A 24,369-nucleotide genomic window follows, 5' to 3' on the forward strand; every position below is an offset into this window, starting at 1 on the left:
TCCCACATTTGATTTCTGGTGTGATGAATAACGGGCCTGGCCTTAGAACGGCACATCCCCGAGAATCGTCGCCCGATGCATCACCCGCCGCTGCGGCCGGTAGTCATCCACCGCGTAGTGCTGTGTCACGCGGTTATCCCAGAACGCCACATCGTTTTCCTGCCAACGCCAGCGAATGGTAAATTCCGGGCGTGTCGCGTGGGCGAACAAGAGCTTCAAGATGGCTTCACTCTCCGCCGGTTCCAGCTCATTGATCTTGGTGGTAAACCCATCACTCACGAACAGTGACTTGCGCCCACTCACCGGATGCGTACGCACCACCGGGTGCGATAACGGCGGGTTCTTCCTGCGGGTTTCTTCCCAGCGTGCCAGGTCTTCGGCGGTGTTGCCAAAGCGCTCCAGCGGAAAGGACTTGGTGAAGTCATGGGTCGCCGTCAGCCCGTCGAGCAAGCGCTTCAGCGGTTCGGACAATGCTTCATAGGCTGCAATCCCGCTGGCCCACAGCGTATCGCCACCAAACGCCGGCAGCAGCTTGGCGCTGAGTACTGCACCGAGCGCCGGAGTGGGCAGGAAGGTCACGTCGGTGTGCCACACGGCATTGTCGCGCACGTCGGTGACGGCGGTGTCGAGGATCAGCACTTCGGGCTGGTCCGGCACGTTGGGGTAGATCGGGTGGATATGCAGGTCACCGAAATTCGCCGCGAACCGCGCTTGCTGCTGCGGGGTGATCGACTGGCCGCGGAAGAACAGCACCGAGTGGGTGAGCAACGCCTGTTCGATGGCGTCGCGCTGTTCAGGGGGCAGCGGCTGGGTGATATCGACACCGCTGATCTGGGCGCCCAGGGCGGTGCTTAATGGGGTAATGGTCAGGCTGCTCATGCGGTTCTCATTCACTCAGTGTGCCTGGCCATGCCACGGCACCAGTTTACGCTGCAGGGCACGCAGGCCCATTTCCATGGCGAAGGCGATCAGGGCGATCACCAGAATCCCCAGCACCACCACATCGGTGACCAGGAACTGCGCCGCCGACTGCACCATGAAGCCCAGGCCGCTGGTGGCGGCGATCAGCTCGGCGGCGACCAGCGTGGACCAACCCACACCCAGCCCGATGCGCACGCCAGTCAGGATGTCGGGCAGGGCGCTCGGCAGGACCACATGGCGAATCAACTGGGCACGGGTGGCACCCAGCGACTGCGCCGCACGCAGTCTGGCCGGGTCGACGGTGCGCACGCCGGTGGCGGTGGCGATGGCTATCGGCGCGAAGATTGCCAGGTAGATCAGCAGCACCTTGGACAGCTCGCCGATGCCGCACCAGATCACGATCAACGGCAGGTAGGCCAGCGGCGGGATCGGCCGGTAGAACTCGATCAGCGGGTCGAGGATGCCACGGGCGATTCGGTTGGAACCGATGGCGATCCCCACCGGCACGGCGGTCAGCACCGCGAAGCCCAGGCCCAGGCCGATACGGCTTAGGCTCGCGCCAAGGTGCTGCCACAAGGTGGAGTCCATATAGCCGGTGGTCGCCAGCAGCCAGCCCTTTTGCAGCACGGCGGACGGCGGCGGCAGGAACAGCGGTTCGATCAAGCCGCTGGCGGTCACGGCCCACCAGAGGGCCAGCAAGGCGACCAGGGTCAACACGCTGATCCAGCGCGTGCTCAGGCTGCGTCGTACCGCGACCACTGCGTGCGCCACCGGTTTGGTCACCGTGGCGGGAAGTTCGTAGCTGCTCATGCGGACACCTGCCGTTGGGAGAACACTTTGCCCAGCACGTGTTCGCGGGTTTCGATAAAGCGTGGGTCGGACTTGATCGCCCGCGCCGACTCACCGGCGGCGTAGCGTTGGCCGAAGTCCAGGTGCAGGCGTTCGACGATCTGGCCGGGGTTGGGCGCCAGCAGGATCAAATCGGTGGCGAGGAATACCGCCTCTTCGATGTCGTGGGTAATCAGGAACACCGGCTTGGCCGTGCGCCGCCAGACTTGCAGCAACAGCTCCTGCATCTGTTCGCGGGTAAAGGCATCGAGGGCGCCGAAGGGCTCGTCCATCAGCAGTACACGAGGGTCGGCGGCCAGGGCGCGGGCCAGGCCGACACGTTGCTTCTGGCCGCCGGAAAGCTGCCAGATGCGTCGGTTGTCGAACCCGGCCAGGTCGACCAGCGCGAGCATTTCCCGGGCGCGTACTTCGCGTTGCGCCTTGGGCACGCCGGCCAGCTCCAGGCCGAAGCCGACGTTGGCCAGCACATCCTGCCAGGGCAGCAGGGCGTCGTCCTGGAACACCACGCCGCGTTCAGCGCTGGGGCCTTTGACCGGCACGCCATCGAGGGTGATGCGCCCGGCGCAAGGTTCGACGAAACCGGCAATCAGGTTCAACAGCGAAGTCTTGCCACTGCCGGACGGGCCGAGAGCCACCAGCAACTGCTGGGGCCCCAGGTCGAGTGAAATGTCTGACAGTACCGGTTCTGTGGCGCCTGGGTACTGTGCGCTGATGCGCTCCAGTTGTAGCAAGGCCATCGCAATGAACTCCCGATCAGTGAGTGATGAATTTGGCGCTGACGTAAGGGGCGTAGTCCGGCAGCACGGCGTCGACCTTGCCTTGTTCCTTGAGGAACGCGGCGGTGTCGGTCACAGCCTTGGTGGTCGGTGCGCCCAGCAGGGTCACCTGGTCAGCAGCCAGCGGGTAGACGTTGCCTTGCAGCAGCAGTGGGATGTCGCTGGCCTTGGCGCCGGAGAGTTTCACCAGTTTGTCGACGTTGCCTTTGTCGGCGAGCCAGGCTTGTGGGTCTTTGCGGTACGCGGCGTAGGCATCCAGGGTGACTTTGGCGAACGCGGTGACGATTTCCGGGTGTTTCTCGGCGAAGTCCTTGCGCACGATCCAGGCATCGAAGGTCGGCGCGCCGAACTTGGCCAGTTCGCCCGAGGTGATCAGCACCTTGCCGTTTTCCTTGGCCACGCCCAGGGCAGGATCCCATACGTAGGTGGCGTCGATATCACCGCGCTTCCAGGCGGCGATGATCGCCGGTGGCGCGAGGTTGAGGATGGTCACTTTGGACGGGTCGATGTTCCAGTGCTTCAGCGCGGCCAGCAGGCTGTAGTGCCCGGTGGACACGAAGGGTACGGCGACTTTCTTGCCGACCAGGTCCTGCGGGCTGTTGATGCCCGAACCGTTGCGCGCTACCAGGGCTTCGGCGCCGCCGATCTGGGTGGCGACCAGGAAGGTTTCCACCGGTACCTTGCGGGTGATCGCGGCAGTCAGCGGGCTGGAACCGAGGTAGCCGATCTGCACGTCGCCGGAAGCGATGGCGGCGATGATGTCGGCGCCATTGTCGAATTTGCGCCAGTTGATCTTGGCGTTTGTGGCTTTTTCATAGGCGCCATCGGCCTGGGCGACTTTGGCCGGGTCCACGGTGGTCTGGTAAGCGATGGTCACGTCCGCCGCCTGGGCAAACAGGCTGGCACCGGCCAGGGACAATGCGGCCAGGAGACGCAGAGGGGTTAACAGTTTCAAGGGGAAGCTCCTCAATCAGGCGGCCGAGGGTCGGCGTGCGAGGAGACTAAATGATCTAAGAATCCGAAAATAAATAACATTTTCGAATTAGCTTATGAGAAGAACCGTGAGCGCTGATCGTCAATTGAAATGAGGTGAAATGTGAGAAGGGGCTTGCCCTCTCCCACATTTGCCCCGGTTTGAGCTTACTTAGTTGCTGATGGCGAGGATGCTGGCCTGGTACGACCCAACAAACACATCGAAATCGCCCACTTCGTTCTGCTCCAGCTCTGCTTGCTGCGCCAGCGACGTCCGCGCCAGCTCTTCAAAGCGCGCCTGCTCTTCAGCCGCCAGCGGCTCCTTGCGGAAATGCTCGGCGTGCAACTGGCTCTGATGCAGGGAGAATTGCGCAAAACTCTCTTTACGCTCGGCCATCGCCGCCAGCACCTGGGCCGACGGGGTCAGGGACGAATCGTTGACCTTGGCCAACTGGGCGTCGAGCGCCTGGCTGTGCTCAGTGATGCCGTGGCTCTCGTCCAGCAAGGCAGCCAGCGGTGCAATCTGCTCCAGCAACTCGGACGCCCACTCCTTCATGTCCACCGGCTGGCCCTGGCGTTGCAATTGCAGGCCCGGACGGCGACCTTCCTTGACCACGCTGAGGAAGTTGGAGGTGGCGTTGCCACACTCGTTGTTGGCGAACAGTGGGCTGTCGTTCAGTGCGCAGAACAGCAGGAAGGCGTCGAGGAAGCGCGACTCTTGCAAGTCGATGCCCATGGGCAGGAACGGGTTGATGTCCAGGCAGCGCACTTCGATGTACTGGATGCCACGGGCCATCAGCGCCTGGATCGGCCGCTCGCCGGTATAGGTCACGCGCTTGGGGCGGATGTTGGAGTAGTACTCGTTTTCGATCTGCAGGATGTTGGTGTTGAGCTGTACCCACTCACCGTCCTTGTGCGTACCGATTTCGACGTAGGGCGCGTAGGGCGTTGCCACCGCTTCGCGCAGGCTGTCGGTGTAGCTGGCCAGGTCGTTGTAGCACGGCGTGAGGCCCGCCTGGGCGTTGCTCTGGTAACCCAGGTCACTCATGCGCAGGCTGGTGGCGTAGGGCAGGTACAGCGTGTCGGCGTCGAGCACTTCCAACTGGTGCGAACGACCACGCAGGAACCCGGCGTCCAGGGCCGGCGAAGCACCGAACAGGTACATCAACAGCCAGCTGTAGCGGCGGAAATTGCGGATCAGCGCGATATAGGCGTTGGACTGGTAGTCGCGGTCAGTGCCGACAAACCCTTCGGTTTCCTTGAGCAACGGCCACAGCGCCTCGGGCAACGAGAAGTTGTAGTGGATGCCGGCGATGCACTGCATGGTCTTGCCGTAACGCAGGGCCAGGCCCTTGCGGTACACGTACTTGAGCTGGCCGATATTGGAGGTGCCGTAGTAGGCAATCGGAATATCTTCCTCGGCCGGCAGCGGGCACGGCATGGAGGGGCTCCACAGGTATTCGCTGCCGAGCTTGGTATAGGCAAAGCGATGGATCTTGTCCAGGCTGCTCAGGGTATCGGCCGGGTCGGGCAGGGCGGGAGTGATGAACTCCAGCAGCGATTCCGAGTAGTCGGTGGTGATCTGTTCGTGGGTCAACGCGGCGCCCAGGGCTTCGGGGTGCGGCGTTTGCGCCAGTCGACCCTCACCGGTGACACGCAGGCATTCGCGCTCGATGCCGTGCAAGCACTGCTCTAGCAGGGAGAGGTGTTCGCGCTTGCCGAGCAGAGCCAGGCGGCGGTTGAGAAGTTCGCTCAAGTTGGATTCCTTCACGCGTCAGTCGCCCCAATATGGGGGTGGGCAGGACGGTCTACAAGGGTGAAGTTGAAACTGGCGTGATCGCCTGGTTTTGAGTCGATTTGACCCGCTCTGAATATGCCGACTTCACTCCATGAATTTGGCTACAGCGCAGCGAGAAAATTCCGACGCCGTTAGTGCAGCGCCGAAATTAACTCAAATCGGGGGTGGGGAGCTATAGGACAGCGAAGGTGCCCTGTGCTTTTGCGACAAGTCTTTCGTCCTGATACACCTCCGCCTCGACCACCAGCGTGCGGCGGCCGGCATGAATCACCCGGCTGGTGCACAGCACGTCACCGTCCGACACGGCGCGGATGTAATTGATCTTGCACTCGATGGTCGCGCTCTGCTGGTCGAAACCATGGGCGCTGGAACAGGCCAGCCCCATCGTAATGTCCACGAGGCTGAAAATCGCCCCCCCATGGAGCTTGCCCGCGCGGTTGCGCAGTTGCGGCTCCAGGGTCAGGGCCACCTCGGCAACGCCTTCTTCAAGGCGTTGCAGGCGGCAGCCGATCAGTTCGCTGAAGGCGCTCTGGGTCAAGCCGGCCGGGATCTCCATCAGCGCTTCTTCAACTGCTTGGCGTTGGCGAACAGCGAGGCCATGGCGTTGTTGCTTGGGGCTGCGGTGGCGGTTTCCTTGCGAGCCGTAGTGTTTTGCGACTGGCGCGGTGCCGAGCCTGGGCGCGCGCCACGGGCACCGTCGATTTTCTCGCCGGGGGTGTCGCTCATGCGCATCGACAGGCCGACGCGTTTGCGCGGGATGTCGACTTCCATGACCTTGACCTTGACCACGTCACCGGCCTTGACCGCTTCGCGGGGATCCTTGATGAATTTCTCCGAAAGCGCAGAGATATGCACCAAACCGTCCTGATGCACGCCGATGTCCACAAAGGCGCCGAAGTTGGTCACGTTGGTCACCACGCCTTCGAGGATCATGCCCGGTTGCAGGTCCTTGAGGTCTTCGACACCGTCCTGGAACTCGGCGGTCTTGAACTCGGGGCGTGGGTCGCGACCAGGTTTTTCCAGCTCTTGCAGGATGTCGGTGATGGTCGGCACACCGAAGGTTTCGTCCGTGTACTTCTTGGGATCCAGGCGCTTGAGGAAAGCGGCGTCGCCGATCAGCGAACGGATGTCGCGGTCGGTCTCGGCGGCGATGCGCTGCACCAGCGGGTAGGCTTCCGGGTGGACCGCAGACGCGTCAAGCGGGTTGTCGCCATTCATGACGCGCAGGAAACCGGCGGCTTGTTCGAAGGTTTTTTCACCCAGGCGCGCGACTTTTTTCAGCGCGGCACGGGTTTTGAACGCGCCGTTTTCGTCACGGTGGCTGACGATGTTCTGTGCCAGGGTGGCGTTGAGGCCGGAGATTCGCGCCAGCAGTGCCACGGAGGCGGTGTTCACGTCGACGCCCACGGCGTTTACGCAGTCTTCCACAACTGCATCCAGGCCGCGCGCCAGCTTCAGCTGCGACACGTCGTGCTGGTACTGGCCGACACCGATGGATTTAGGGTCGATTTTCACCAGCTCGGCCAACGGATCCTGCAGGCGACGGGCGATGGATACCGCGCCACGGATCGAAACGTCGAGGTCCGGAAATTCCTTGGACGCCAGTTCCGACGCCGAGTACACCGAAGCGCCAGCTTCGGAGACCATGACCTTGGTCATCTTCATGGCTGGGTATTTTTTGATCAGTTCGGCGGCCAGCTTGTCGGTCTCGCGGCTGGCGGTACCGTTGCCGATGGCGATCAGGTCCACCGCGTGCTTGGCGCACAAGGCGGCCAGGATCGCGAGGGTCTGGTCCCATTTGTTGTGCGGCACATGCGGATACACCGTGGCGTGGTCCAGCAGTTTGCCGGTGGCGTCGACTACTGCGACCTTGCAGCCGGTACGCAGGCCCGGGTCGAGGCCCAGGGTGGCACGCGGGCCGGCCGGGGCGGCCAGCAGCAGGTCGTGCAGGTTGTGGGCGAACACGTTGATCGCCTCGGTTTCGGCGCCGTCGCGCAGCTCGCCCAGCAGGTCGGTTTCCAGGTGGGTGTAAAGCTTGACCTTCCAGGTCCAGCGCACCACTTCACCGAGCCACTTGTCCGCAGGACGGTTCTGATTCTGGATGCCGAATTGTTGGGCGATCATGCCTTCGCAGGGGTGCATGGTGCCCGGCAATTCGTCGCCGACCTTCAGCGCGGAGCTGAGAATACCTTCGTTGCGGCCACGGAAAATCGCCAGCGCGCGGTGGGACGGCATGCTCTTGAGCGGCTCGTCGTGTTCGAAGTAATCGCGGAACTTGGCGCCTTCTTCCTCTTTGCCGGCGATGACGCGGGCGCTGAGGATGGCTTCCTGCTTCAGGTAGCTGCGCAGCTTTTCCAGCAGGCTGGCGTCTTCGGCGAAGCGTTCCATGAGGATGTACTTGGCACCTTCGAGGGCGGCCTTGACGTCGGCGACGCCTTTTTCGGCGTCGATGAAACGGGCGGCTTCGGTTTCCGGGGTCAGCGACGGGTCGTTGAACAGACCGTCGGCCAGCTCGCCCAGGCCGGCTTCCAGGGCGATCTGGCCCTTGGTGCGACGCTTCTGTTTGTAAGGCAGGTAGAGGTCTTCGAGGCGGGTCTTGGTGTCGGCGAGCTTGATGTCGCGCTCGAGTTGCGGGGTCAACTTGCCCTGTTCCTCGATGCTGGCGAGGATGCTGATGCGCCGTTCGTCGAGTTCTCGCAGATAGCGCAGGCGCTCTTCCAGGTGACGTAGTTGGGTGTCGTCGAGGCTGCCGGTTACTTCTTTACGGTAACGGGCGATGAACGGCACCGTGGAGCCTTCATCCAGTAGAGCGACGGCCGCTTCGACCTGTTGTGGGCGTACACCGAGTTCCTCGGCGATGCGGCTGTTGATGCTGTCCATAAAACCACCTGAAATTCTGAAAAGCAGCTCGCAGGCCCGGAAAACAAGGCTCTGGGAGGCTGGTTGAGCGGCCCGACTGGCGCCGCTGCCTGGGTCAAGAGGCAGCCTATTGACCCTCGAAATCGAAAAATTCGCGACAAGCGGGTGAAAAAAGCCTCGGCAGCAAACGGTAACGATCTGACGTTGCCCTGCACGGCGGCGGCGCATTATAACCAGCGTTCTGTCCTTGGGGGGGATTGCGCCAACGGTTGTAGGGCGCGGGTTCGCTGGCGGTAGAGGAAAAATCTGCTAACAATGCACACGGTGCGTATAACGGCAGCTAGGCCATAATGCGCGCCGAGATAAGAGGAGCATCCAATGAGCAGCACTGCACAAACTGCTGAAGGCGAAAAAATTCTCATCGTTGATGACGATCCGGGGCTCAGCAGCCTGCTGGAGCGTTTCTTCAACTCCAAGGGTTACCGTGCCCGCGCGGTGCCGAACACCGAGCAGATGGACCGCCTGCTGGGGCGCGAAGTCTTCAACCTGGTCGTACTCGACCTCATGCTGCCCGGTGAAGACGGCCTGACCGCCTGCAAGCGCCTGCGCGGCGCGAACAACCAGATTCCAATCATCATGCTCACCGCCAAGGGCGATGAGCTGAGCCGCATCAAGGGCCTGGAACTGGGCGCTGATGACTACCTGGCCAAACCCTTCAACCCCGACGAGCTGATGGCGCGGGTCAAGGCCGTACTGCGTCGGCAGGCCCCACCGGTACCGGGTGCACCGGGCAGCGAAGATGAAAGTGTCACCTTTGGCGACTACGAACTGTCGCTGGCGACCCGTGAGCTCAAGCGTGGCGATGAAGTGCACATGCTCACCACCGGCGAATTCGCCGTGCTCAAGGCCCTGGTGATGAACGCTCGACAGCCGCTGACCCGCGACAAGCTGATGAACCTGGCCCGTGGCCGGGAATGGGATGCGCTGGAGCGCTCCATCGACGTGCAGATCTCCCGACTGCGTCGGATGATCGAGCCCGACCCGTCCAAGCCACGGTATATCCAGACGGTGTGGGGCGTAGGTTATGTGTTTGTGCCGGATGGCAACAAAACCAGTTGACCGATGATTTGCAGTTACGGGCCTCCCGGTGTCTGACTCCATGAGGGTCGACGGGATGCCCGGCGTCTGCAATTCTGCGAGCGCCGCTCGTTTCTGCAAGGTATCCAGCTGTCTTCTATGAAAACCCCGTTGTGGTTCCCCCAAAGTTTCTTCTCCCGCACCCTTTGGCTGGTGCTGATCGTCGTTCTGTTTTCCAAGGCACTCACGCTGGTTTATCTGTTGATGAACGAGGACGTGCTGGTGGATCGACAATACAGTCACGGTGTTGCCCTTACCCTGCGTGCCTATTGGGCAGCTGACCCTGAGAATCGCGAAAAAATCGCCAAGGCCGCTACGTTGGTTCGTGTGGCGGGCGCGGGTGTGCCGGAAGGCGAGCAGCATTGGCCCTACAGTGAGATCTACCAGCGCCAGATGCAGGCTGAACTCGGTGAAGATACCGAGGTGCGGTTGCGCATGCATGTATCGCCGGCATTGTGGGTGCGTGCGCCGAGCCTGGGCGAGGACTGGTTGAAGGTGCCGTTGTATCCGCATCCGCTGCGGGGGCAGAAAATCTGGAACGTGCTGGGCTGGTTCCTGGCGATCGGGCTGCTTTCAACGGCGTCGGCGTGGATCTTCGTGCGTCAGCTCAACCAACCGCTCAAGCGTCTTGTGTTTGCCGCCCGCCAGTTGGGTCAGGGGCGTAGTGTGCGCCTGCCAGTCAGCGATACGCCCAGCGAAATGACCGAGGTGTATGGCGCATTCAACCAGATGGCGGAAGACGTCGAACAGGCTGGGCGTGAGCGCGAGCTGATGCTGGCGGGGGTGTCCCATGACTTGCGCACACCGTTGACGCGATTGCGCCTGTCGCTGGAGTTGATGGGCAACCATACTGATCTCACCGATGACATGGTCCGCGACATTGAGGACATGGACGCGATTCTCGACCAGTTCCTGGCGTTTATCCGCGATGGCCGTGATGAGGTAGTGGAAGAAGTCGACCTGACGGACCTGGTGCGTGAGGTGGTCGCGCCCTATAACCAGAACGGCGAACAGGTGCGCATGCGTCTGGAGCCGATCCGGCCGTTTGCGTTGCGTCGGGTGTCGATGAAGCGCCTGTTGAACAACCTGATTGGCAACGCCTTGCATCACGCCGGTTCTGACGTGGAAGTGGCGGCGTATGTGTCTGGCGACAGTGCAGCGCCCTATGTGGTGCTGAGCGTGATGGACCGTGGGGCGGGCATTGACCCGGACGAGCTGGAAGGCATCTTCAACCCCTTCACTCGTGGCGACCGTGCCCGGGGTGGCAAGGGCACTGGCCTTGGGTTGGCGATTGTGCGGCGGATTGCTTCGATGCATGGTGGCAATGTTGAGTTGCGCAACCGCGAAGAGGGTGGCCTGGAGGCGCGGGTGCGCTTGCCGCTTGGGCTGATGTTGCCCAGGGATGCGGTATAGGCACAGTTGCAAGCTCCCAGTTTAAAGCTGCAAGAGAAAGGTGAATTGCTTTGCCTGTCCTTGCAGCTTAAAGCTTGAGGCTGTTGGCTGCTTCTCTAGCCCTTGCCCTTGGTCCTGGTCATATTTGGCCCACCATTCTTCTCCAGATGCTGAATGATGATCCCCGCCACATCCTTCCCGGTGGTGGTCTCGATCCCTTCCAGACCCGGTGATGAATTCACCTCCATCACCAGTGGCCCATGGTTGGAGCGCAATATATCCACACCCGCCACACTCAACCCCATCACCTTGGCCGCCCGCAGTGCGGTCATGCGTTCTTCCGGGGTGATCTTGATCAGGCTGGCGCTGCCGCCACGGTGCAGGTTGGAGCGGAACTCCCCCGGCTTGGCCTGGCGTTTCATCGCCGCAATCACCTTGTCGCCCACCACGAAGCAGCGGATATCCGCACCACCGGCTTCCTTGATGTATTCCTGCACCATGATGTTCTGCTTGAGACCCATGAACGCCTCGATCACTGATTCCGCCGCCGTCGCAGTTTCACACAGCACCACGCCGATACCCTGGGTGCCTTCCAGCACCTTGATCACCAGCGGCGCGCCATTGACCATGTCGATCAGGTCGGGGATGTCGTCGGGGGAGTGGGCGAAGCCAGTCACCGGTAGGCCGATACCACGGCGCGACAGCAACTGCAGCGAGCGCAGCTTGTCCCGCGAGCGGGCAATGGCTACCGATTCGTTGAGAGGAAACACCCCCATCATTTCAAACTGGCGCAGCACTGCGCAGCCATAAAACGTCACCGAAGCGCCGATTCGCGGGATCACGGCATCAAACCCTTCCAGCGGCTTGCCCCTGTAGTGGATCTGCGGCTTGTGGCTGGCGATGTTCATATAGGCACGCAGCGTGTCGATCACCACCATTTCGTGGCCACGTTCGGTGCCGGCCTCAACCAGGCGGCGGGTGGAATACAGACGCGGGTTTCGCGACAGCACAGCAATCTTCATGCAGCACCTGGGGCAGATAGGGTAGAGACCGGGAACACCGGCTTGTCTTGTACGTACTTGATGCCGGGATTGACCACCAAATGGCCGTCAATCAAGGCTTTGGAACCCAGCAACAGGCGGTAACGCATGGCCTTGCGACAGGCCAGGGTAAACTCCACCCGCCATACCCGATCACCCAGCGCCAGCGTGGTGCTGATGACATAGCGCACCTGCGCATGGCCATTGGAGCTCTTGATGGTTTTCATCGTCACCAGCGGCGCTTCGCAGCGGCGGTGACGCAGTTGCACGACGCTGCCCAAGTGTGCGGTAAAACGCACCCACTGCTCGCCGTCGCGCTCGAACGGCTCAATGTCGGTGGCGTGCAGGCTCGAGGTGCTGGCACCGGTGTCGATCTTCGCGCGCAGGCCTGCGACTCCCAAGTCGGGAAGTGCCACCCACTCACGCAGACCCACAACGGTCAAATGGTCAAATGTCTTCAATATGGATAACCGATCAATTTGCCCAGGCCTGAGGGGATATCTCGGCCAGGGCTTTAAATGCAGGCTTGGCGAACCAGTAGCCTTGCATCAGAAATATTCCACAGTCGGAGAGAAAGTCCCGTTCGCCGGCACTTTCGATGCCTTCGGCGATGACAGTAACTCCCAACTGCTCACAGATTGTGACAATCCCCTGGACGATGACCTGACGGACACGGTCCTGATCAACATCGCGGATCAGCGCCATGTCGAGTTTGATCAGGTCAGGTTGGAAGTCGGCCAGCAGGTTCAGCCCCGAATAGCCCGCGCCGAAATCGTCGATGGCGGTCTTGAAGCCGAATTCGCGATATTCACGCAGAATATTCGTCAAATGGCGATAGTTATCTACATGCTCGCTTTCCAGGGTCTCGAAAATCAGCTGGTTCAACGGAAAATTATGTACGCGAGCCGCCTCCAGTGTGCTACGGATGCACAGTTCCGGGCGGTACACGGCATTGGGCATGAAGTTGATCGAAAGGTGAGTTTGCATTCCCAAGGTTGCCGCACCGGCGATCGCCTGGGTTCGGCAGCGTTGGTCGAAGCGGTAGCGGTTGCCTTCGTTGACCTGGTCCAGCACCGACAGCGCCCCTTCGCCTTGTGTGCCACGCACCAAGGCTTCATGGGCAAAGATCGAATGGTCCCGCAGGTCTACGATAGGCTGGTAAGCGAACGCAAAATCGAACCCGAGGGGCTCGCTTTGCTGGCAACCCACGCAGCGCTGGTTGGGCGAGGTGAGTGAAAGGGGGAATTCGGTCACAACATATCCTCGCGAAAACAGGGTGCTACCTGGCGTATCTTAGGTGAGCCTTGGGATTTATGCGTCGAAGGGTTTCAACGGTAAAGTTGCGACATTTTTCAGAGCGAGGAATTCAAGTGGCTCAAAAGCAGGAAGAGGAAGAAAAGGTCCGTCTGGACAAGTGGCTGTGGGCGGCGCGTTTCTATAAAACCCGTGCCCTGGCCAAGGCCGCCATCGAGAGCGGCAAGGTGCATCATCGTGGCGAGCGCTGCAAGCCGGGCAAAGAGCCACGTGTCGGTGATGAGTTTCAGATTCGTGCAGGGTTTGATGAAAAGACGGTCGTGGTTCAGGCGCTTTCCATCGTTCGTCGTGGCGCACCTGAAGCGCAAGCGTTATACGCCGAAACCGAAGCCAGCATTGCCAAGCGTGAAAATGCGGCAGCGATGCGCAAGGCCGGTGCCACTGGCATGACCACCGATGGCAAACCGAGCAAGAAACAACGCCGCGACCTGTTCAAGTTTCGCGGCAGTGGCAACGATGACTAGCCTCAATCGAACGGGCTTTTGTAGTGAGCGGGGCAAGCCCGCTCGCCACAGATTATTGCCGTGTTCTAACGACGCTCATTCGCCCCACTATGGGTAAACGAGCAGCCATCCCGAACACCGGCGCCGTTACCCGCAACAACCCACCCGATACCTTCGCCGCAAACGGTGTGTAGTACCCCCAGCCCAACGCCAACAGTGCCAGCAACACTCCGCCGATGTAATCGTCTTGCCCCCAATGTGCCCCCGCCACCAGGCGCGGCATCATGAACAGCAGCGCCAGGCCCCAGATCACCAGCACCTGGCCGATGCGCTTGGCGAACACGGTCATGAACATCCCCCAGATCAGCAGCACCGAGGCATGGTCCCCCGGGAAGCTCTGACTCGAACGGTCCTTCAACTCCCAGGTCTTCTCCAGGCCCGGGAAGTAGTCACTCATCTGGATCGCCCCGCTGATCACCATGGACGGGCTATTGTGTTGCCAGCCCATGTGCGCGGCGAGTTTGGAAAACAGCATGCGGATAAACAGCAACAGCAACAGAATGCCGACAAAACCTAACAAGGCCTGGCGCACTTGCACCGCCTTGAACACCCAATCGCCGCGAATCAACAGCATCAGCAGAATCACCCCGACCACTGCATCGAACGGTCGCAAACTGGCGACAGCCCACACGTGCAGCCATGTGGAGCTGCTCGCCAGCGGGTCATTGAGCAGGTGAAACAGCCACTCGTCGAACATCACACACAGCATCTGGCCGGTGGGCCACAGCCAAAAACACAGCAGCCCGATAGCGAGTAGATTGCAGACGGCCCATCGCCCGAGGTTCCACTTGGCTTGGAACAAACCCGGATTGTTCATAAACTGTCCCTCATGGCTCTAGAAACCGCACCAAAACGGTGCTAAAGCGTTTAATTCTATAAACCTTGTAATCATTTTGTCATCAATTCAGATACCCAGACCTATGACTGATCTACCGGATACCGACTTCACCCAACGCTTCATCTTCGACGAGAGCGACGCCCGCGGCGAACTGGTCTCGCTGGAGCGCAGCTATGCCGAAGTCCTTGCCAAGCACCCTTATCCGGAGCCGGTCGCGCAACTGCTCGGTGAGCTGATGGCCGCGGCAGCGTTGCTGGTGGGCACCATGAAGTTCGACGGTTTGCTGATTCTGCAGGCGCGTTCCGAAGGCCCGGTGCCGATGCTGATGATCGAATGCTCCAGCGAGCGTGAAATCCGTGGCTTGGCCCGTTATGAAGCCGATCAGATCGCGCCGGATGCCACCTTGTCCGACCTGATGGCCAACGGCGTGCTGGCAATTACCATCGACCCGACCGAAGGCCAGCGCTATCAGGGCATCGTCGATCTGGATGGCGAAACCCTGTCGGACTGCTTCACCAACTATTTCGTCATGTCCCAGCAGGTGGGCACCAAGTTCTGGCTTAACGCCGACGGCAAGCGCGCCCGCGGCCTGTTGTTGCAGCAATTGCCGGCTGACCGTATCAAAGACGACGATGATCGCGCAGAAAGCTGGCGGCACATCATCGCCCTGGCTGACACACTGAAAGCTGAAGAATTGCTGGGCCTGGACAACGAAACCATCCTGCACCGCCTTTACCACGAAGAGGCCGTGCGACTGTTTGACGCACAGGGCCTGCGCTTCAACTGCAGTTGCTCGCGTGAGCGTTCGGCCAATGCGCTGGCCAGCCTGGGCCTGGAAGATGCGCAAAACCTGGTGGTGGAGCACGGTGGCCATATCGAGATCGACTGCCAGTTCTGCAACGAGCGCTACCTGTTCGATGCGGCCGATGTAGCGCAATTGTTCGCCGGCGCAGGCATCGACACCCCTTCCGACACCCGCCACTAAAACGTTTAAGCACAGGTAAATCACCTGACAAACGCCGGATTAGCGCAGTTCTGACGGGAGGGCCCTACTCTTTTTGGGCTTTTCTGGCATAATCCGGCCCACTTTTTTCGCGGTAGTAGTGCGCAACTTTCTACTACAAAACGTTTGGAGCACTCGGCCATAGGCCGACGGGGAACCTCATGACGCAAGCCAACAACGCCGTATACACCGATCTGAGTGTTGACGATCTGGTTAAAGAAGCCCTGCAGCGTGGTGAAGGCGTGCTCGCCGATACTGGCGCGCTGGTCGTCGAAACCGGTCACCGTACTGGCCGTTCGCCGGTCGACCGTTTCATCGTTGAAGAGCCATCCACCCAGGCTTCCATCGCCTGGGGCCCGATCAACCGCAAGTTCCCGGCCGACAAGTTCGATGCCCTCTGGGCTCGCGTCGAGGCATTCAACAACGCGCAAGAGCATTTTGTTTCCCACGTTCACGTAGGGGCTTCCGAAGACCACTACCTGGCTGTGAAAATGACCACCCAGACTGCCTGGCAGAACCTGTTCGGTCGTTGCCTGTTCATCAACCCGGCCCAGTACAACCCGGCCGGTCGTGACGAGTGGCAAGTGCTCAACGTGGCCAACTTCGAATGCGTGCCAGAGCGTGACGGCACCAACTCCGACGGTTGCGTGATCCTCAACTTCGCACAGAAAAAAGTCCTGATCGCCGGCATGCGCTACGCCGGTGAAATGAAAAAAGCCATGTTCTCGGTGCAGAACTTCCTGCTGCCGGCTTCCGACGTACTGCCGATGCACTGCGCCGCCAACATCGGCGAAGCAGGCGACGTGACCCTGTTCTTCGGTCTGTCGGGCACCGGCAAGACCACCCTGTCCGCCGACGAAAGCCGTTACCTGATCGGTGACGACGAACACGGCTGGGGCGAAGGCGTGGTGTTCAACATCGAAGGCGGTTGCTATGCCAAGTGCATCGACCTGTCCGAGAAGAACGAGCCAGTCATCTGGAAAGCCATCAAGCACGGCGCCGTGCTGGAAAACGTGGTGATCGACGAAGCCGGGCACGCCGACTACACCAACGTCAGCCTGACCCAGAACAGCCGCGCCGCCTACCCGCTGGAGCACGTGGCCAAGCGTTCCGAGAAGAACCTGGGCGGCGAGCCAAACGCGGTGATCTTCCTGACCTGCGACCTGACCGGCGTACTGCCGCCTGTGTCGATCCTCAGCGAAGAACAAGCGGCCTACCACTTCCTGTCCGGCTACACCGCACTGGTGGGCTCGACTGAAATGGGTTCCGGCGGCGGCATCAAGTCGACCTTCTCCACCTGCTTCGGCGCACCATTCTTCCCGCGTCCGGCTGGCGAATACGCTGAACTGCTGATCAAGCGTATCCGCGGCTTCGGCTCCAAGGTCTACCTGGTCAACACCGGCTGGACCGGCGGCGGCTACGGCGTCGGCAAGCGCTTCAACATCCCGACCACTCGCGGCGTGATTGCAGCGATCCAGAGCGGCGCGTTGGTCGGTGCTGAAACCGAACACCTCGACACCATCAACCTCGATGTGCCATTGGCCGTACCGGGCGTTGAGACCGGCCTGTTGAACCCACGTAACACCTGGGCCGACAAAGCTGCCTACGACGAAGCGGCGAAGGCGCTGGCCGGTCTGTTCATCGAGAACTTCAAGAAGTTTGAAGTGAGCGATGCGATCAAGGCCGCGGGTCCCAAGTTGTAAGATTCAGTGGTTGTGAAAAAGCCGCCTCTTGTGAGGCGGCTTTTTTGTGCGTGTCGGATTAGTCGGCGATATGTAAAACCACTGCGCCGACCAGTACCAGCACAACCCCCAGCACCTGCACCGCCGACAACCGTTCCTTGAAAAACACGAACCCCAGGATCGCCGCGATCCCGCCCGACAACGTACTGATCACGGTCACCACCGACACCGACCCCGCCATCGCCCCCCATGAAAACGCCGAGAACCCGCCGAGGTTCATCAAGCTCGCCCCGGTCAGCGTCGCGCAGTTTTTCAGCGGTGGGATTTTCAAGCCGTCCTTGATCTTCAACACCATCACCAGCAGTACGCACAGGCCCACCAGGTAACCCAGCCACAGCATGGTGATCGGTCCCAGCGCCGGCAGTGTGTAGCGGCCTTGCAGCCAGAAGCTGGTGCCATACAGCAGGGCGGCGAGCATGGCGTAGGCGATCGACTGGCTGGGGTTGTTGTGGGGGACGCCGTTGTCCTTATGGATGCTGGAGAGGATCACGCCGATTACACACAGGGCGATGCAGCCCAGTTGCGTCGGGCTGATGTGTTCACCGCTGGCCCAGGACAGAAGTGTGGTCACCACGCCGTAGGAGGTCACCAGCGGCGCCACGATGGCGGCTTTGCCCAGGGCGAAGGCCTTGGACAGTGCAAGAGCGCCGGAGACAGTGAACAGGGCGGCAGCGATGCCCAGGAGCCAGACGCTCAGCGCGGCGTCGAGGGCTTTGAACAGGAAGGTCGGGAGGATGACCAGCAGCAGGGTCATGATCAGGAAGCCCAGCGCCTGGCCGAAATACACCGCACGCTTAACACCCACGGCGCGGGCGTTGAGGCCCACGAGAAAATCCGTGCCGCCCCACAGCAGGGCGGCCAGCAGGCCCATTGTTACGTCCATGTAAGGTCCTTGTTGTTTTGAGCACGCTCATCGAATGTGGGAGGGGCTTGCCCCCTCCCACATTTGAGTACCGGTGTGCCTGGAATTTGTGTTCGCTCAGCTCAGGTTTTCCAGCGTCTGCGTGTCCCAGCTGTGAGTCTTGATCGCCAGGTAGAGCATGCCGATGGTCAGCGGCACTTTTTCGCCGCGCCCCTTGGCCCGGCGCTTGAGGAACACATCAAACACCGGCGGGTTGAAGTAACGATAAGTGTCGTAGTCACCCAAGTCGAGGGCGAATTCCTGCTCCAGCGCTTCCATCAGGTGCTTGGCCTCACTGCCGTCGCAGCCCAGGTCGAAGTTGATCGAAGTTTGCAGGCGGATCGTCTTGTGTTTTGGCAGGCCGATTTCTTCGTGCAAGAGCTGCAGGAGTTGCTGCATCACGAGGTCTTCGGGGAAGTTGGGGGCGAGGTTCATGGTGGGGGCACGCAGGAGTGGGTGATTGGCTTTTACTTTGCAATAGATATTCTGAGTGCTCAATAACCCGATGCCTGTCACGAAGGCGATTATCGGCAGGCTCCCAAGCTGGGCACCTCTGATCCATGAGGTGGCATACAACAGAAGTATTGGGCCGGTGACCAAGAGGCAGAGTCCAAACCATCTTCTGAGCACTGGTAGCCTTATTGACCTGTCAATTATGGCGGCCAGTGCGATGAGGAGGAGCAGATAAATCCATTCGATGTATTCGTTCATCGTCTTAGCCACTCTGGAGCTGTTGAGCCGTGGCCGATATGTTGAGTCCTTTCAATGTTCACTTGTATTTGCCGGGGCTGCTGAAAGGGCGCCAGTTTCAGTCAGAGAAAGGTGAGTTTTATAGAGGGGTGGGCAGGAGTTTTAAGCAGTTTCAGAAGGGGATGTCGTGGTATTTGGAGGTTTCTTACAGGGCTTTCCGGGATTTGTGGCTTGCAGTGACTTAACAGCAAAACAGGCAAGTGATGTGAGTGGGGGGCTGGGGTGTGTCAGTTGCCGACCGGCCTACTCACACACCGCTCAAAAATTGCCTCCAACCCCCGATAATCACAGGCCACCGCATCAATATTCGCCGGTATCCACGCTGCGTGTTTCACCAGCCACCAGTTCACTGAAAACCCGGCATTCACGATGATCTGCTCGAACAAAATCCGCTGCGCCCGGCCGTTGCCTTCGCGGAAGGGGTGGATGACGTTGAGGTCGCCATAGGCTTCGGCAATCTGCTTCACCAGCTCGGCCTGGCTCGCCCCGACATACCAGTTCGCTGCCTCCATTTGCCGGATGATCTTCGCCGCTTCCGGGGGGATGCGTTCCGGGGTGCAGAACAGCGTGTCGCCCTTCTGGATGTTGACGCTGCGCAGTTCACCGGCCCAGTCGTAGAGGTCGCCGAACAGGACGCGGTGGATGTGTTGCAGGCGTTCGAGGTCGTAGGGCGGCGGGAAGAGAGGTAGGTTGCCTACGGCGATTTCGGATAATTCTCGCTCGGCCTGGTGCAGTCGGGTTTCGTCGTGCAGATCGAGGCGGTTGCGCAGGACGCTGCTACCGGGATAGCAGTACGGATCCTGGCCCACCCCGTATTTGTCGAGCATCAGCGTGGGGTGTTGCGGTACTTGGCAAGGACGGCTTCACGGGTCGGCAAGGGCTTGTCGACGTCGGCCGGTTGGGTGTCGAACCCTTCCAGGCGCAGGCTGGCCAGGTAATTGGAACGGCGGATCTTGTGGTAATGATCCTGTTTTTGCTCAAACGTCGGTTCGCTCATGGCAGCGTACTCTTGGGTAGCAAGGTTTGATTGTAGCGCAATGCTTCAACAGGCAGACGGGATAAAAACCACGTCACATTCTGTATAAATAATCCGCCAGCCCACGCATTTCGGAGTATGTTTCACCGCAAAATCTTGCAGGGCGATTCCGCCCGCTACTTAAAGGGAGTTAAGCATGGGTTTGCTGCGTGTTGCTTCGGCAATGTCATTGTGTGCGGTCGCGTTTTCAGTCCAGGCGGCGCAATTGCCGATTGAAGTGCTCAGTGCGGTGGTCAAGGACCAGAAAATCGCCGACGCCGAGGTGTTGCTGCAACGCAACGGTGCGCAGAACGTAGTGGGCCGTACCAACGCCCAGGGGCAAGTGACCCTCACCAGCGAAGCCGCAGACGATGCCACCAATCTTCTGATCATCAAGAAGCCCGGCTACTCGAACCTGGTGGTGAAGTGCCCATGCGCCGGGATGACGTATGCCATCAGCCCGGTGATGGAAAACCTCGACGGCCTGCGTGTGGTACTGACCTGGGGCAAAACCCCGGAAGACCTCGACTCCCACATGATCTTCCCTGGCAACAATATCTACTTCGAGAACAAGACGGGCACCGACGCTGAACTGGACGTGGATGACGTCGACAGCTACGGCCCGGAAACCATCACCCTGCAGAAAAAACACTACGGCGAAAGCTACGTGTATGCCGTGCATGACTTCACCAACGGCGGCAATCCAGGCTCGCGCCAGCTGTCCAACAGCGAAGCCAAGGTATTCGTGTACATGGGCCAATCGCTGGTGCGTACCTACTACGTGCCGAAAAACCGCAGCGGCAACCTGTGGACCGTGTTCCGCATGACCGGCAGTGGCGACTTCCAGGACATCAACACCTTCAGTGGCGTGACGGTGAACGCGGCGAACGTGCTTAACGAAGTCAAACCGTTGCTGGATGACAGCGTGGCCGTTACCGCTGTGGCGGTGAGCTCTTCTGCACAAGCCGATGCGAAACGTCTGAACGTGCAAGGTGAAGCGGCTTACCAGGCCGGCAAGCTGGACCAGGCTATCGACCTGTTCCGCCAGGCTATCGAGTTGGACAATGGTTTCGGCAAGGCCTACGGCAACCTGGGCCTGGCGTATCAGAAGGCCGGCAACACCGCCGAGTCGATCTGGGCCAACCGCAAGGCTATCGCCCTCGCCACGGGCGCGAACGCTGCGACGGTGCGAGCGGGCGCTTACTACAACATTGCGCGGATCTACGAAGCGGCGGGGCAGTTCCCGGATGCGTTGCGTCACTATCAGTTGGCCAAGGAGCAGAAGGCTAACCCGGTGTATGACACGGCGATCGAGCGGGTGCAGAACCGCTGATACACAGCGACAAATGTTCTACCGACAACGCGCCTTAGGGCGCGTTGTTCGTTTGGGCACGATTACAGGCGCGAGGCAGCGTCCAGGTCCATCAACCCACGCCCATAGGCTTCGCTGTTGGCGTAGATGCCTGTTCGATTGGCGGTGCTGAGCAGGCGGTCACGCACTTGTTGCGGCGTCATTTCGGGAAAGCGACTTTGCAAGGCAGCCAAGGCGCCGCTGACCAGCGCAGCGGCTGGCGAAGTGCCGGCCGTAGGTCCGTAGCTGCCGTCCTTGTTGGTGGTCAACAGCCCTGCACCACCGTCACCTCCCGGTACCGCGATGCACCAGCGCGCCGCGAGGCCGCAATAGTTGGACTTGAGATTGATGGCGGTGCCGTCGCTCTTGAGTGCCATGACGGCTATCCAGCCCTTCTCCAGTTCAGGCACCAGTGCCGGCAGGCCGGGCTCGGCAAGCGGCTCACGCTTGACCTCATTGCCGGTGGAAAACACGAAAACATCACCCTCGGCGACCAGCTTTTTCGCCACGTCCAATGAGTCCCCCATCAAGCGTTCATAGATGGGAACTTCGTTGGTGTTGGCTTCGATGGGATTGGCCCATGAGTTGCTGAAGATCCGTGCGCCCTTTGTGTGTGCGAGCGTCCAGGCCCGGGCAATTTCACTGTCAAAATAAAAAGGCTCCTTGTCATCACCGAAGCGCATGGGAATCAACTGGGCGTTAAACGCAATGCCGTGGATGCCCTGGTCGTTCTTGTTGGCGGCGAGAATACCGGCCATCTGGGTGCCGTGACCCTTGATATCGAGCGTTCCTGGCTGGCTGCGCACAAAGTCGTAGCCCGGGTCGGCCACGCGACCGTAGAACTCAGGCAGGTCCTGGTTCAGGCCTGAATCAATCAGTGCCACTTTGACACCCTGGCCTGTGCCACCCCGTGCGTAGAGTGCTGATGCCTTGACGACGGGCAGGGCTTTTTGCGCCAGGTATTCGAGGGTTTCAAAGCGCTGTGTATCCGGCTCGGCGGGCTTTGGGGAGGGTGGGGTCACGCACCCCAACAGCAACAGCGGCAATGTGAGCAGGATCGGGCGTAGCGATGGGAATACTGGCTTGTGCGACATTCACGACTCCGTGTCGGGCGCTTGTGATCAGGCATGTTAATGTCTTCGTTTTTGCGTCGGCCTGCTGGTTTTCTCTGTATCAGTTTGTAGCGTTTATCCCCGACCTATTCTCGATCGCTGATCTATGTTTTTGACTCCCTCAGCGGTCAATGGAGTGACAGCCTATGCACGACACCCTCCAACAGGTCTTTGGTTATCCACAGTTTCGTCCGGGCCAGGAAGAAACGGTCAGCGCCATACTGGCCGGGCGTTCGGCGGCCGCTATTTTCCCTACCGGGTCGGGCAAGTCCCTGTGTTACCAGCTGTCGGCGGTGTTGCTGCCGCACCTGACGCTGGTGGTATCGCCGCTGTTGGCGTTGATGCAGGACCAGCTGGGTTTCCTGCAGCGCCATGGCATTGCGGCGGGCAGTATCGACTCGGCCCAGAACCGCGATGAGGCCAATGAGGTCATGGCCCGTGCGCGGTCGGGCGAACTCAAGATCCTGATGATTTCGGTGGAGCGCTTGAAGAACGAGCGCTTCCGTAACTTCCTGCAAAGTGTGCGGATCTCGTTGTTGGTGGTGGACGAGGCCCACTGTATTTCCGAATGGGGTCACAACTTCCGTCCGGACTATCTGAAACTGCCGGACTACCAGCGTCAGTTCAATATCCCACAAGCACTGCTGCTGACGGCGACAGCCACGCCCAAGGTGATTGCCGACATGCAGGCCAAGTTCGCCATTGCCCCGGACGATGTGGTCACCACGGGCTTCTACCGGCCCAACCTCAACCTGCTGGTGGAGCCGGTCAGCGGTGCGGACAAGCGTCGCCGGCTGGTGCAGTGGATGAGTGAGCGCGTCGAGCAGCCGAGCATTGTCTACGTGACCTTGCAGAAAACCGCCGAGCAGATTGCCGAGCACCTGAATCGCAACGGCATCCAGGCCGAGGCCTATCACGCGGGTCTGCCCCACGATAAACGCGAGGGTATCCAGCAGCGCTTCATGGGGGGGCGCTCCAATTGCATCGTCGCCACCATCGCGTTTGGCATGGGCATCGACAAGAGTGATATCCGCAACGTGGTGCACTTTGACCTGCCCAAATCCATCGAGAACTACAGCCAGGAGATTGGCCGGGCGGGGCGTGATGGGCAGCCATCCGACTGCCTGGTGCTGGCCAATCGCGACAGCCTCAATGTGCTGGAAAACTTCGTGTACGGCGATACGCCAGAGCAGGAAGGTATCCGGCGGGTGCTGGAAGAGTTGCAGGCCGCGCGGGGCGATGGGCAGTGGGAGTTTTTGCTCAGGTCCTTGTCGGACCTCAGCAATATCCGCGAGCTGCCGTTGAAGACGCTGCTGGTGCAGTTGGAGCTCAAGGGCGTGATCGCGCCGCGTTACGCGTTTTATGCCGAGTACCGTTTCAAATACCTGGTCGAACCTGAGGCTTTGCTGGCACGTTTCTCCGGTGAGCGGCAGCAGTTTGTCGCGGCGATCATCCAGGTTTGCAAGCGCGCGAGGAGCTGGGCGACAGTGGATTTCGACGTGCTGTATCAGCAGCACAACGCCGAGCGCAATCGGGTGGTGAAGGCGCTGGATTATTTCCAGGAGCAGGGCCTGATCGAACTGGAAAGCAAGCAAATGACCGAGGTCTACAGCCTGCTGGAGACCGATTTCGATCCACAGGTGTTGAGCGTTGAGTTATACACAGGCTTCAAGCAGCACGAGGTGGCAGAAGTCGCGCGGATTCACGCCATGCTCGATCTGTTTGCCACCGAACACTGCCTGGGGCAGCGCCTGGCACAGTACTTTGGCGATGAAAATGCACCGCAGCGTTGTGGGCATTGCTCGGTGTGCCACGGTCATGTTGCGCGCCTTCCTTCGCCGCCGGGCTTGCCGCCACTTGTGGATAAGAACTTCATGGAGCTGTGCGGCGATTTTATCCACAGGCATCATGAACACACCGGGCAACTGCCTGGCGCGGAACGCCTGACGCGTTTCCTCGGGGGCATCAGCGTGCCGTTGTTTACCAAGCTGAAGGCGCGAGGTATTCCGGGTTTTGCTGTGCTGGAAGAGTATCCGTACGCCGAGGTACGCGAGTGGGCCCAGGCCCATTTGAATGACCTGTAATTCACCTTCACG

At 60.4% G+C, this 24,369-nt stretch carries 23 protein-coding genes; 7 read left to right on the forward strand and 16 right to left on the reverse strand.

Annotated features, from left to right (window positions below; translation table 11 throughout):
• Positions 1 to 42: 42 nt before the first annotated feature.
• The 7 genes from tauD to K5K89_RS02115 all read right to left on the reverse strand — a co-directional run bounded on the left by tauD (position 43) and on the right by K5K89_RS02115 (position 8,196).
• On the reverse strand, positions 43 to 879 hold the full coding sequence (gene tauD, locus K5K89_RS02085; RefSeq protein WP_222540771.1) for a taurine dioxygenase: 837 nt from the start codon (positions 877 to 879) through the stop codon (positions 43 to 45).
• 15 nt (positions 880 to 894) lie between these two features.
• The gene (gene tauC, locus K5K89_RS02090; protein ID WP_071492502.1) at positions 895 to 1,731 is read right to left on the reverse strand and encodes a taurine ABC transporter permease TauC; all 837 of its coding nucleotides are present in this window, start codon (positions 1,729 to 1,731) and stop codon (positions 895 to 897) included.
• Complete coding sequence (gene tauB / locus K5K89_RS02095) at positions 1,728 to 2,507, reverse strand: taurine ABC transporter ATP-binding subunit (protein WP_071492501.1); 780 nt, start codon at positions 2,505 to 2,507, stop codon at positions 1,728 to 1,730. Before tauB ends, tauC begins: the two co-directional genes overlap by 4 nt.
• Before the next feature lie 16 nt (positions 2,508 to 2,523).
• A complete protein-coding gene (gene tauA / locus K5K89_RS02100) occupies positions 2,524 to 3,501 on the reverse strand; it encodes a taurine ABC transporter substrate-binding protein (protein ID WP_071492500.1) in 978 nt (325 codons plus the stop codon).
• 189 nt (positions 3,502 to 3,690) lie between these two features.
• Complete coding sequence (gshA, locus tag K5K89_RS02105) at positions 3,691 to 5,274, reverse strand: glutamate--cysteine ligase (RefSeq protein WP_222540772.1); 1,584 nt, start codon at positions 5,272 to 5,274, stop codon at positions 3,691 to 3,693.
• Between the two features lie 214 nt (positions 5,275 to 5,488).
• Entirely contained in the window at positions 5,489 to 5,872 is a 384-nt protein-coding gene (locus tag K5K89_RS02110; protein WP_071492498.1) for a PaaI family thioesterase, read from the reverse strand.
• Positions 5,872 to 8,196, reverse strand: coding sequence for a Tex family protein (locus K5K89_RS02115; protein ID WP_071492497.1), 2,325 nt, complete (start codon positions 8,194 to 8,196; stop codon positions 5,872 to 5,874). The genes K5K89_RS02110 and K5K89_RS02115 overlap by 1 nt, the downstream gene beginning before the upstream one ends.
• Before the next feature lie 357 nt (positions 8,197 to 8,553).
• Between K5K89_RS02115 and ompR the strand changes: the two genes are divergently transcribed.
• Complete coding sequence (ompR, locus tag K5K89_RS02120; RefSeq protein ID WP_016979041.1) at positions 8,554 to 9,294, forward strand: two-component system response regulator OmpR; 741 nt, start codon at positions 8,554 to 8,556, stop codon at positions 9,292 to 9,294.
• A 117-nt stretch (positions 9,295 to 9,411) separates the two neighbouring features.
• Positions 9,412 to 10,725, forward strand: coding sequence for an ATP-binding protein (locus tag K5K89_RS02125; RefSeq protein WP_071492496.1), 1,314 nt, complete (start codon positions 9,412 to 9,414; stop codon positions 10,723 to 10,725).
• Positions 10,726 to 10,820: 95 nt separating this feature from the next.
• Here K5K89_RS02125 and rimK read toward each other — a convergent pair whose 3' ends face one another.
• Genes rimK through K5K89_RS02140 form a run of 3 tightly spaced genes read right to left on the reverse strand, consistent with a single transcriptional unit; the run spans position 10,821 to position 12,998 of the window.
• Entirely contained in the window at positions 10,821 to 11,726 is a 906-nt protein-coding gene (gene rimK, locus K5K89_RS02130) for a 30S ribosomal protein S6--L-glutamate ligase (protein WP_010214091.1), read from the reverse strand.
• Positions 11,723 to 12,187 carry an ATP-dependent zinc protease gene (locus K5K89_RS02135; protein ID WP_371322030.1) on the reverse strand — a complete coding sequence of 155 codons (465 nt, stop codon included), beginning with the start codon at positions 12,185 to 12,187 and terminating at the stop codon, positions 11,723 to 11,725. Before K5K89_RS02135 ends, rimK begins: the two co-directional genes overlap by 4 nt.
• Before the next feature lie 31 nt (positions 12,188 to 12,218).
• Entirely contained in the window at positions 12,219 to 12,998 is a 780-nt protein-coding gene (locus K5K89_RS02140; protein WP_222540773.1) for an EAL domain-containing protein, read from the reverse strand.
• A 116-nt stretch (positions 12,999 to 13,114) separates the two neighbouring features.
• Between K5K89_RS02140 and K5K89_RS02145 the strand changes: the two genes are divergently transcribed.
• Positions 13,115 to 13,522, forward strand: coding sequence for an RNA-binding S4 domain-containing protein (locus K5K89_RS02145; RefSeq protein WP_058424805.1), 408 nt, complete (start codon positions 13,115 to 13,117; stop codon positions 13,520 to 13,522).
• Between the two features lie 52 nt (positions 13,523 to 13,574).
• Here the strand turns inward: K5K89_RS02145 and K5K89_RS02150 are convergent, their stop codons facing one another.
• Complete coding sequence (locus K5K89_RS02150; RefSeq protein WP_071492492.1) at positions 13,575 to 14,378, reverse strand: phosphatase PAP2 family protein; 804 nt, start codon at positions 14,376 to 14,378, stop codon at positions 13,575 to 13,577.
• Between the two features lie 103 nt (positions 14,379 to 14,481).
• Between K5K89_RS02150 and hslO the strand changes: the two genes are divergently transcribed.
• Together hslO and K5K89_RS02160 are read left to right on the forward strand one after the other, a co-directional pair.
• Positions 14,482 to 15,384: an Hsp33 family molecular chaperone HslO gene (hslO, locus tag K5K89_RS02155; protein WP_071492491.1), complete on the forward strand. Its 903-nt coding sequence runs from the start codon at positions 14,482 to 14,484 to the stop codon at positions 15,382 to 15,384.
• Positions 15,385 to 15,563: 179 nt separating this feature from the next.
• Complete coding sequence (locus K5K89_RS02160) at positions 15,564 to 17,105, forward strand: phosphoenolpyruvate carboxykinase (RefSeq protein ID WP_071492490.1); 1,542 nt, start codon at positions 15,564 to 15,566, stop codon at positions 17,103 to 17,105.
• 58 nt (positions 17,106 to 17,163) lie between these two features.
• Here K5K89_RS02160 and K5K89_RS02165 read toward each other — a convergent pair whose 3' ends face one another.
• The 4 genes from K5K89_RS02165 to K5K89_RS02180 all read right to left on the reverse strand — a co-directional run bounded on the left by K5K89_RS02165 (position 17,164) and on the right by K5K89_RS02180 (position 19,792).
• Entirely contained in the window at positions 17,164 to 18,027 is an 864-nt protein-coding gene (locus tag K5K89_RS02165) for a DMT family transporter (protein ID WP_231999476.1), read from the reverse strand.
• 96 nt (positions 18,028 to 18,123) lie between these two features.
• Positions 18,124 to 18,756: a DUF1493 family protein gene (locus tag K5K89_RS28835; RefSeq protein ID WP_261400888.1), complete on the reverse strand. Its 633-nt coding sequence runs from the start codon at positions 18,754 to 18,756 to the stop codon at positions 18,124 to 18,126.
• Positions 18,757 to 19,022: 266 nt separating this feature from the next.
• Positions 19,023 to 19,622: a putative adenosine monophosphate-protein transferase Fic gene (locus tag K5K89_RS02175; protein WP_071492487.1), complete on the reverse strand. Its 600-nt coding sequence runs from the start codon at positions 19,620 to 19,622 to the stop codon at positions 19,023 to 19,025.
• Complete coding sequence (locus K5K89_RS02180) at positions 19,622 to 19,792, reverse strand: YhfG family protein (protein ID WP_016979054.1); 171 nt, start codon at positions 19,790 to 19,792, stop codon at positions 19,622 to 19,624. The genes K5K89_RS02175 and K5K89_RS02180 overlap by 1 nt, the downstream gene beginning before the upstream one ends.
• A gap of 175 nt (positions 19,793 to 19,967) precedes the next feature.
• Between K5K89_RS02180 and K5K89_RS02185 the strand changes: the two genes are divergently transcribed.
• On the forward strand, positions 19,968 to 21,143 hold the full coding sequence (locus K5K89_RS02185) for a tetratricopeptide repeat protein (protein WP_092248522.1): 1,176 nt from the start codon (positions 19,968 to 19,970) through the stop codon (positions 21,141 to 21,143).
• Between the two features lie 62 nt (positions 21,144 to 21,205).
• Here the strand turns inward: K5K89_RS02185 and K5K89_RS02190 are convergent, their stop codons facing one another.
• On the reverse strand, positions 21,206 to 22,255 hold the full coding sequence (locus tag K5K89_RS02190) for a S8 family peptidase (RefSeq protein WP_222540775.1): 1,050 nt from the start codon (positions 22,253 to 22,255) through the stop codon (positions 21,206 to 21,208).
• A gap of 164 nt (positions 22,256 to 22,419) precedes the next feature.
• On the opposite strand from K5K89_RS02190, the gene K5K89_RS02195 reads away from it, so the two are divergent.
• Complete coding sequence (locus tag K5K89_RS02195; RefSeq protein ID WP_222540776.1) at positions 22,420 to 24,357, forward strand: ATP-dependent DNA helicase RecQ; 1,938 nt, start codon at positions 22,420 to 22,422, stop codon at positions 24,355 to 24,357.
• The last annotated feature ends 12 nt before the right edge of the window (positions 24,358 to 24,369 follow it).

Source organism: Pseudomonas sp. DR208, assembly GCF_019823005.1.
GTDB lineage: Bacteria > Pseudomonadota > Gammaproteobacteria > Pseudomonadales > Pseudomonadaceae > Aquipseudomonas > Aquipseudomonas extremorientalis.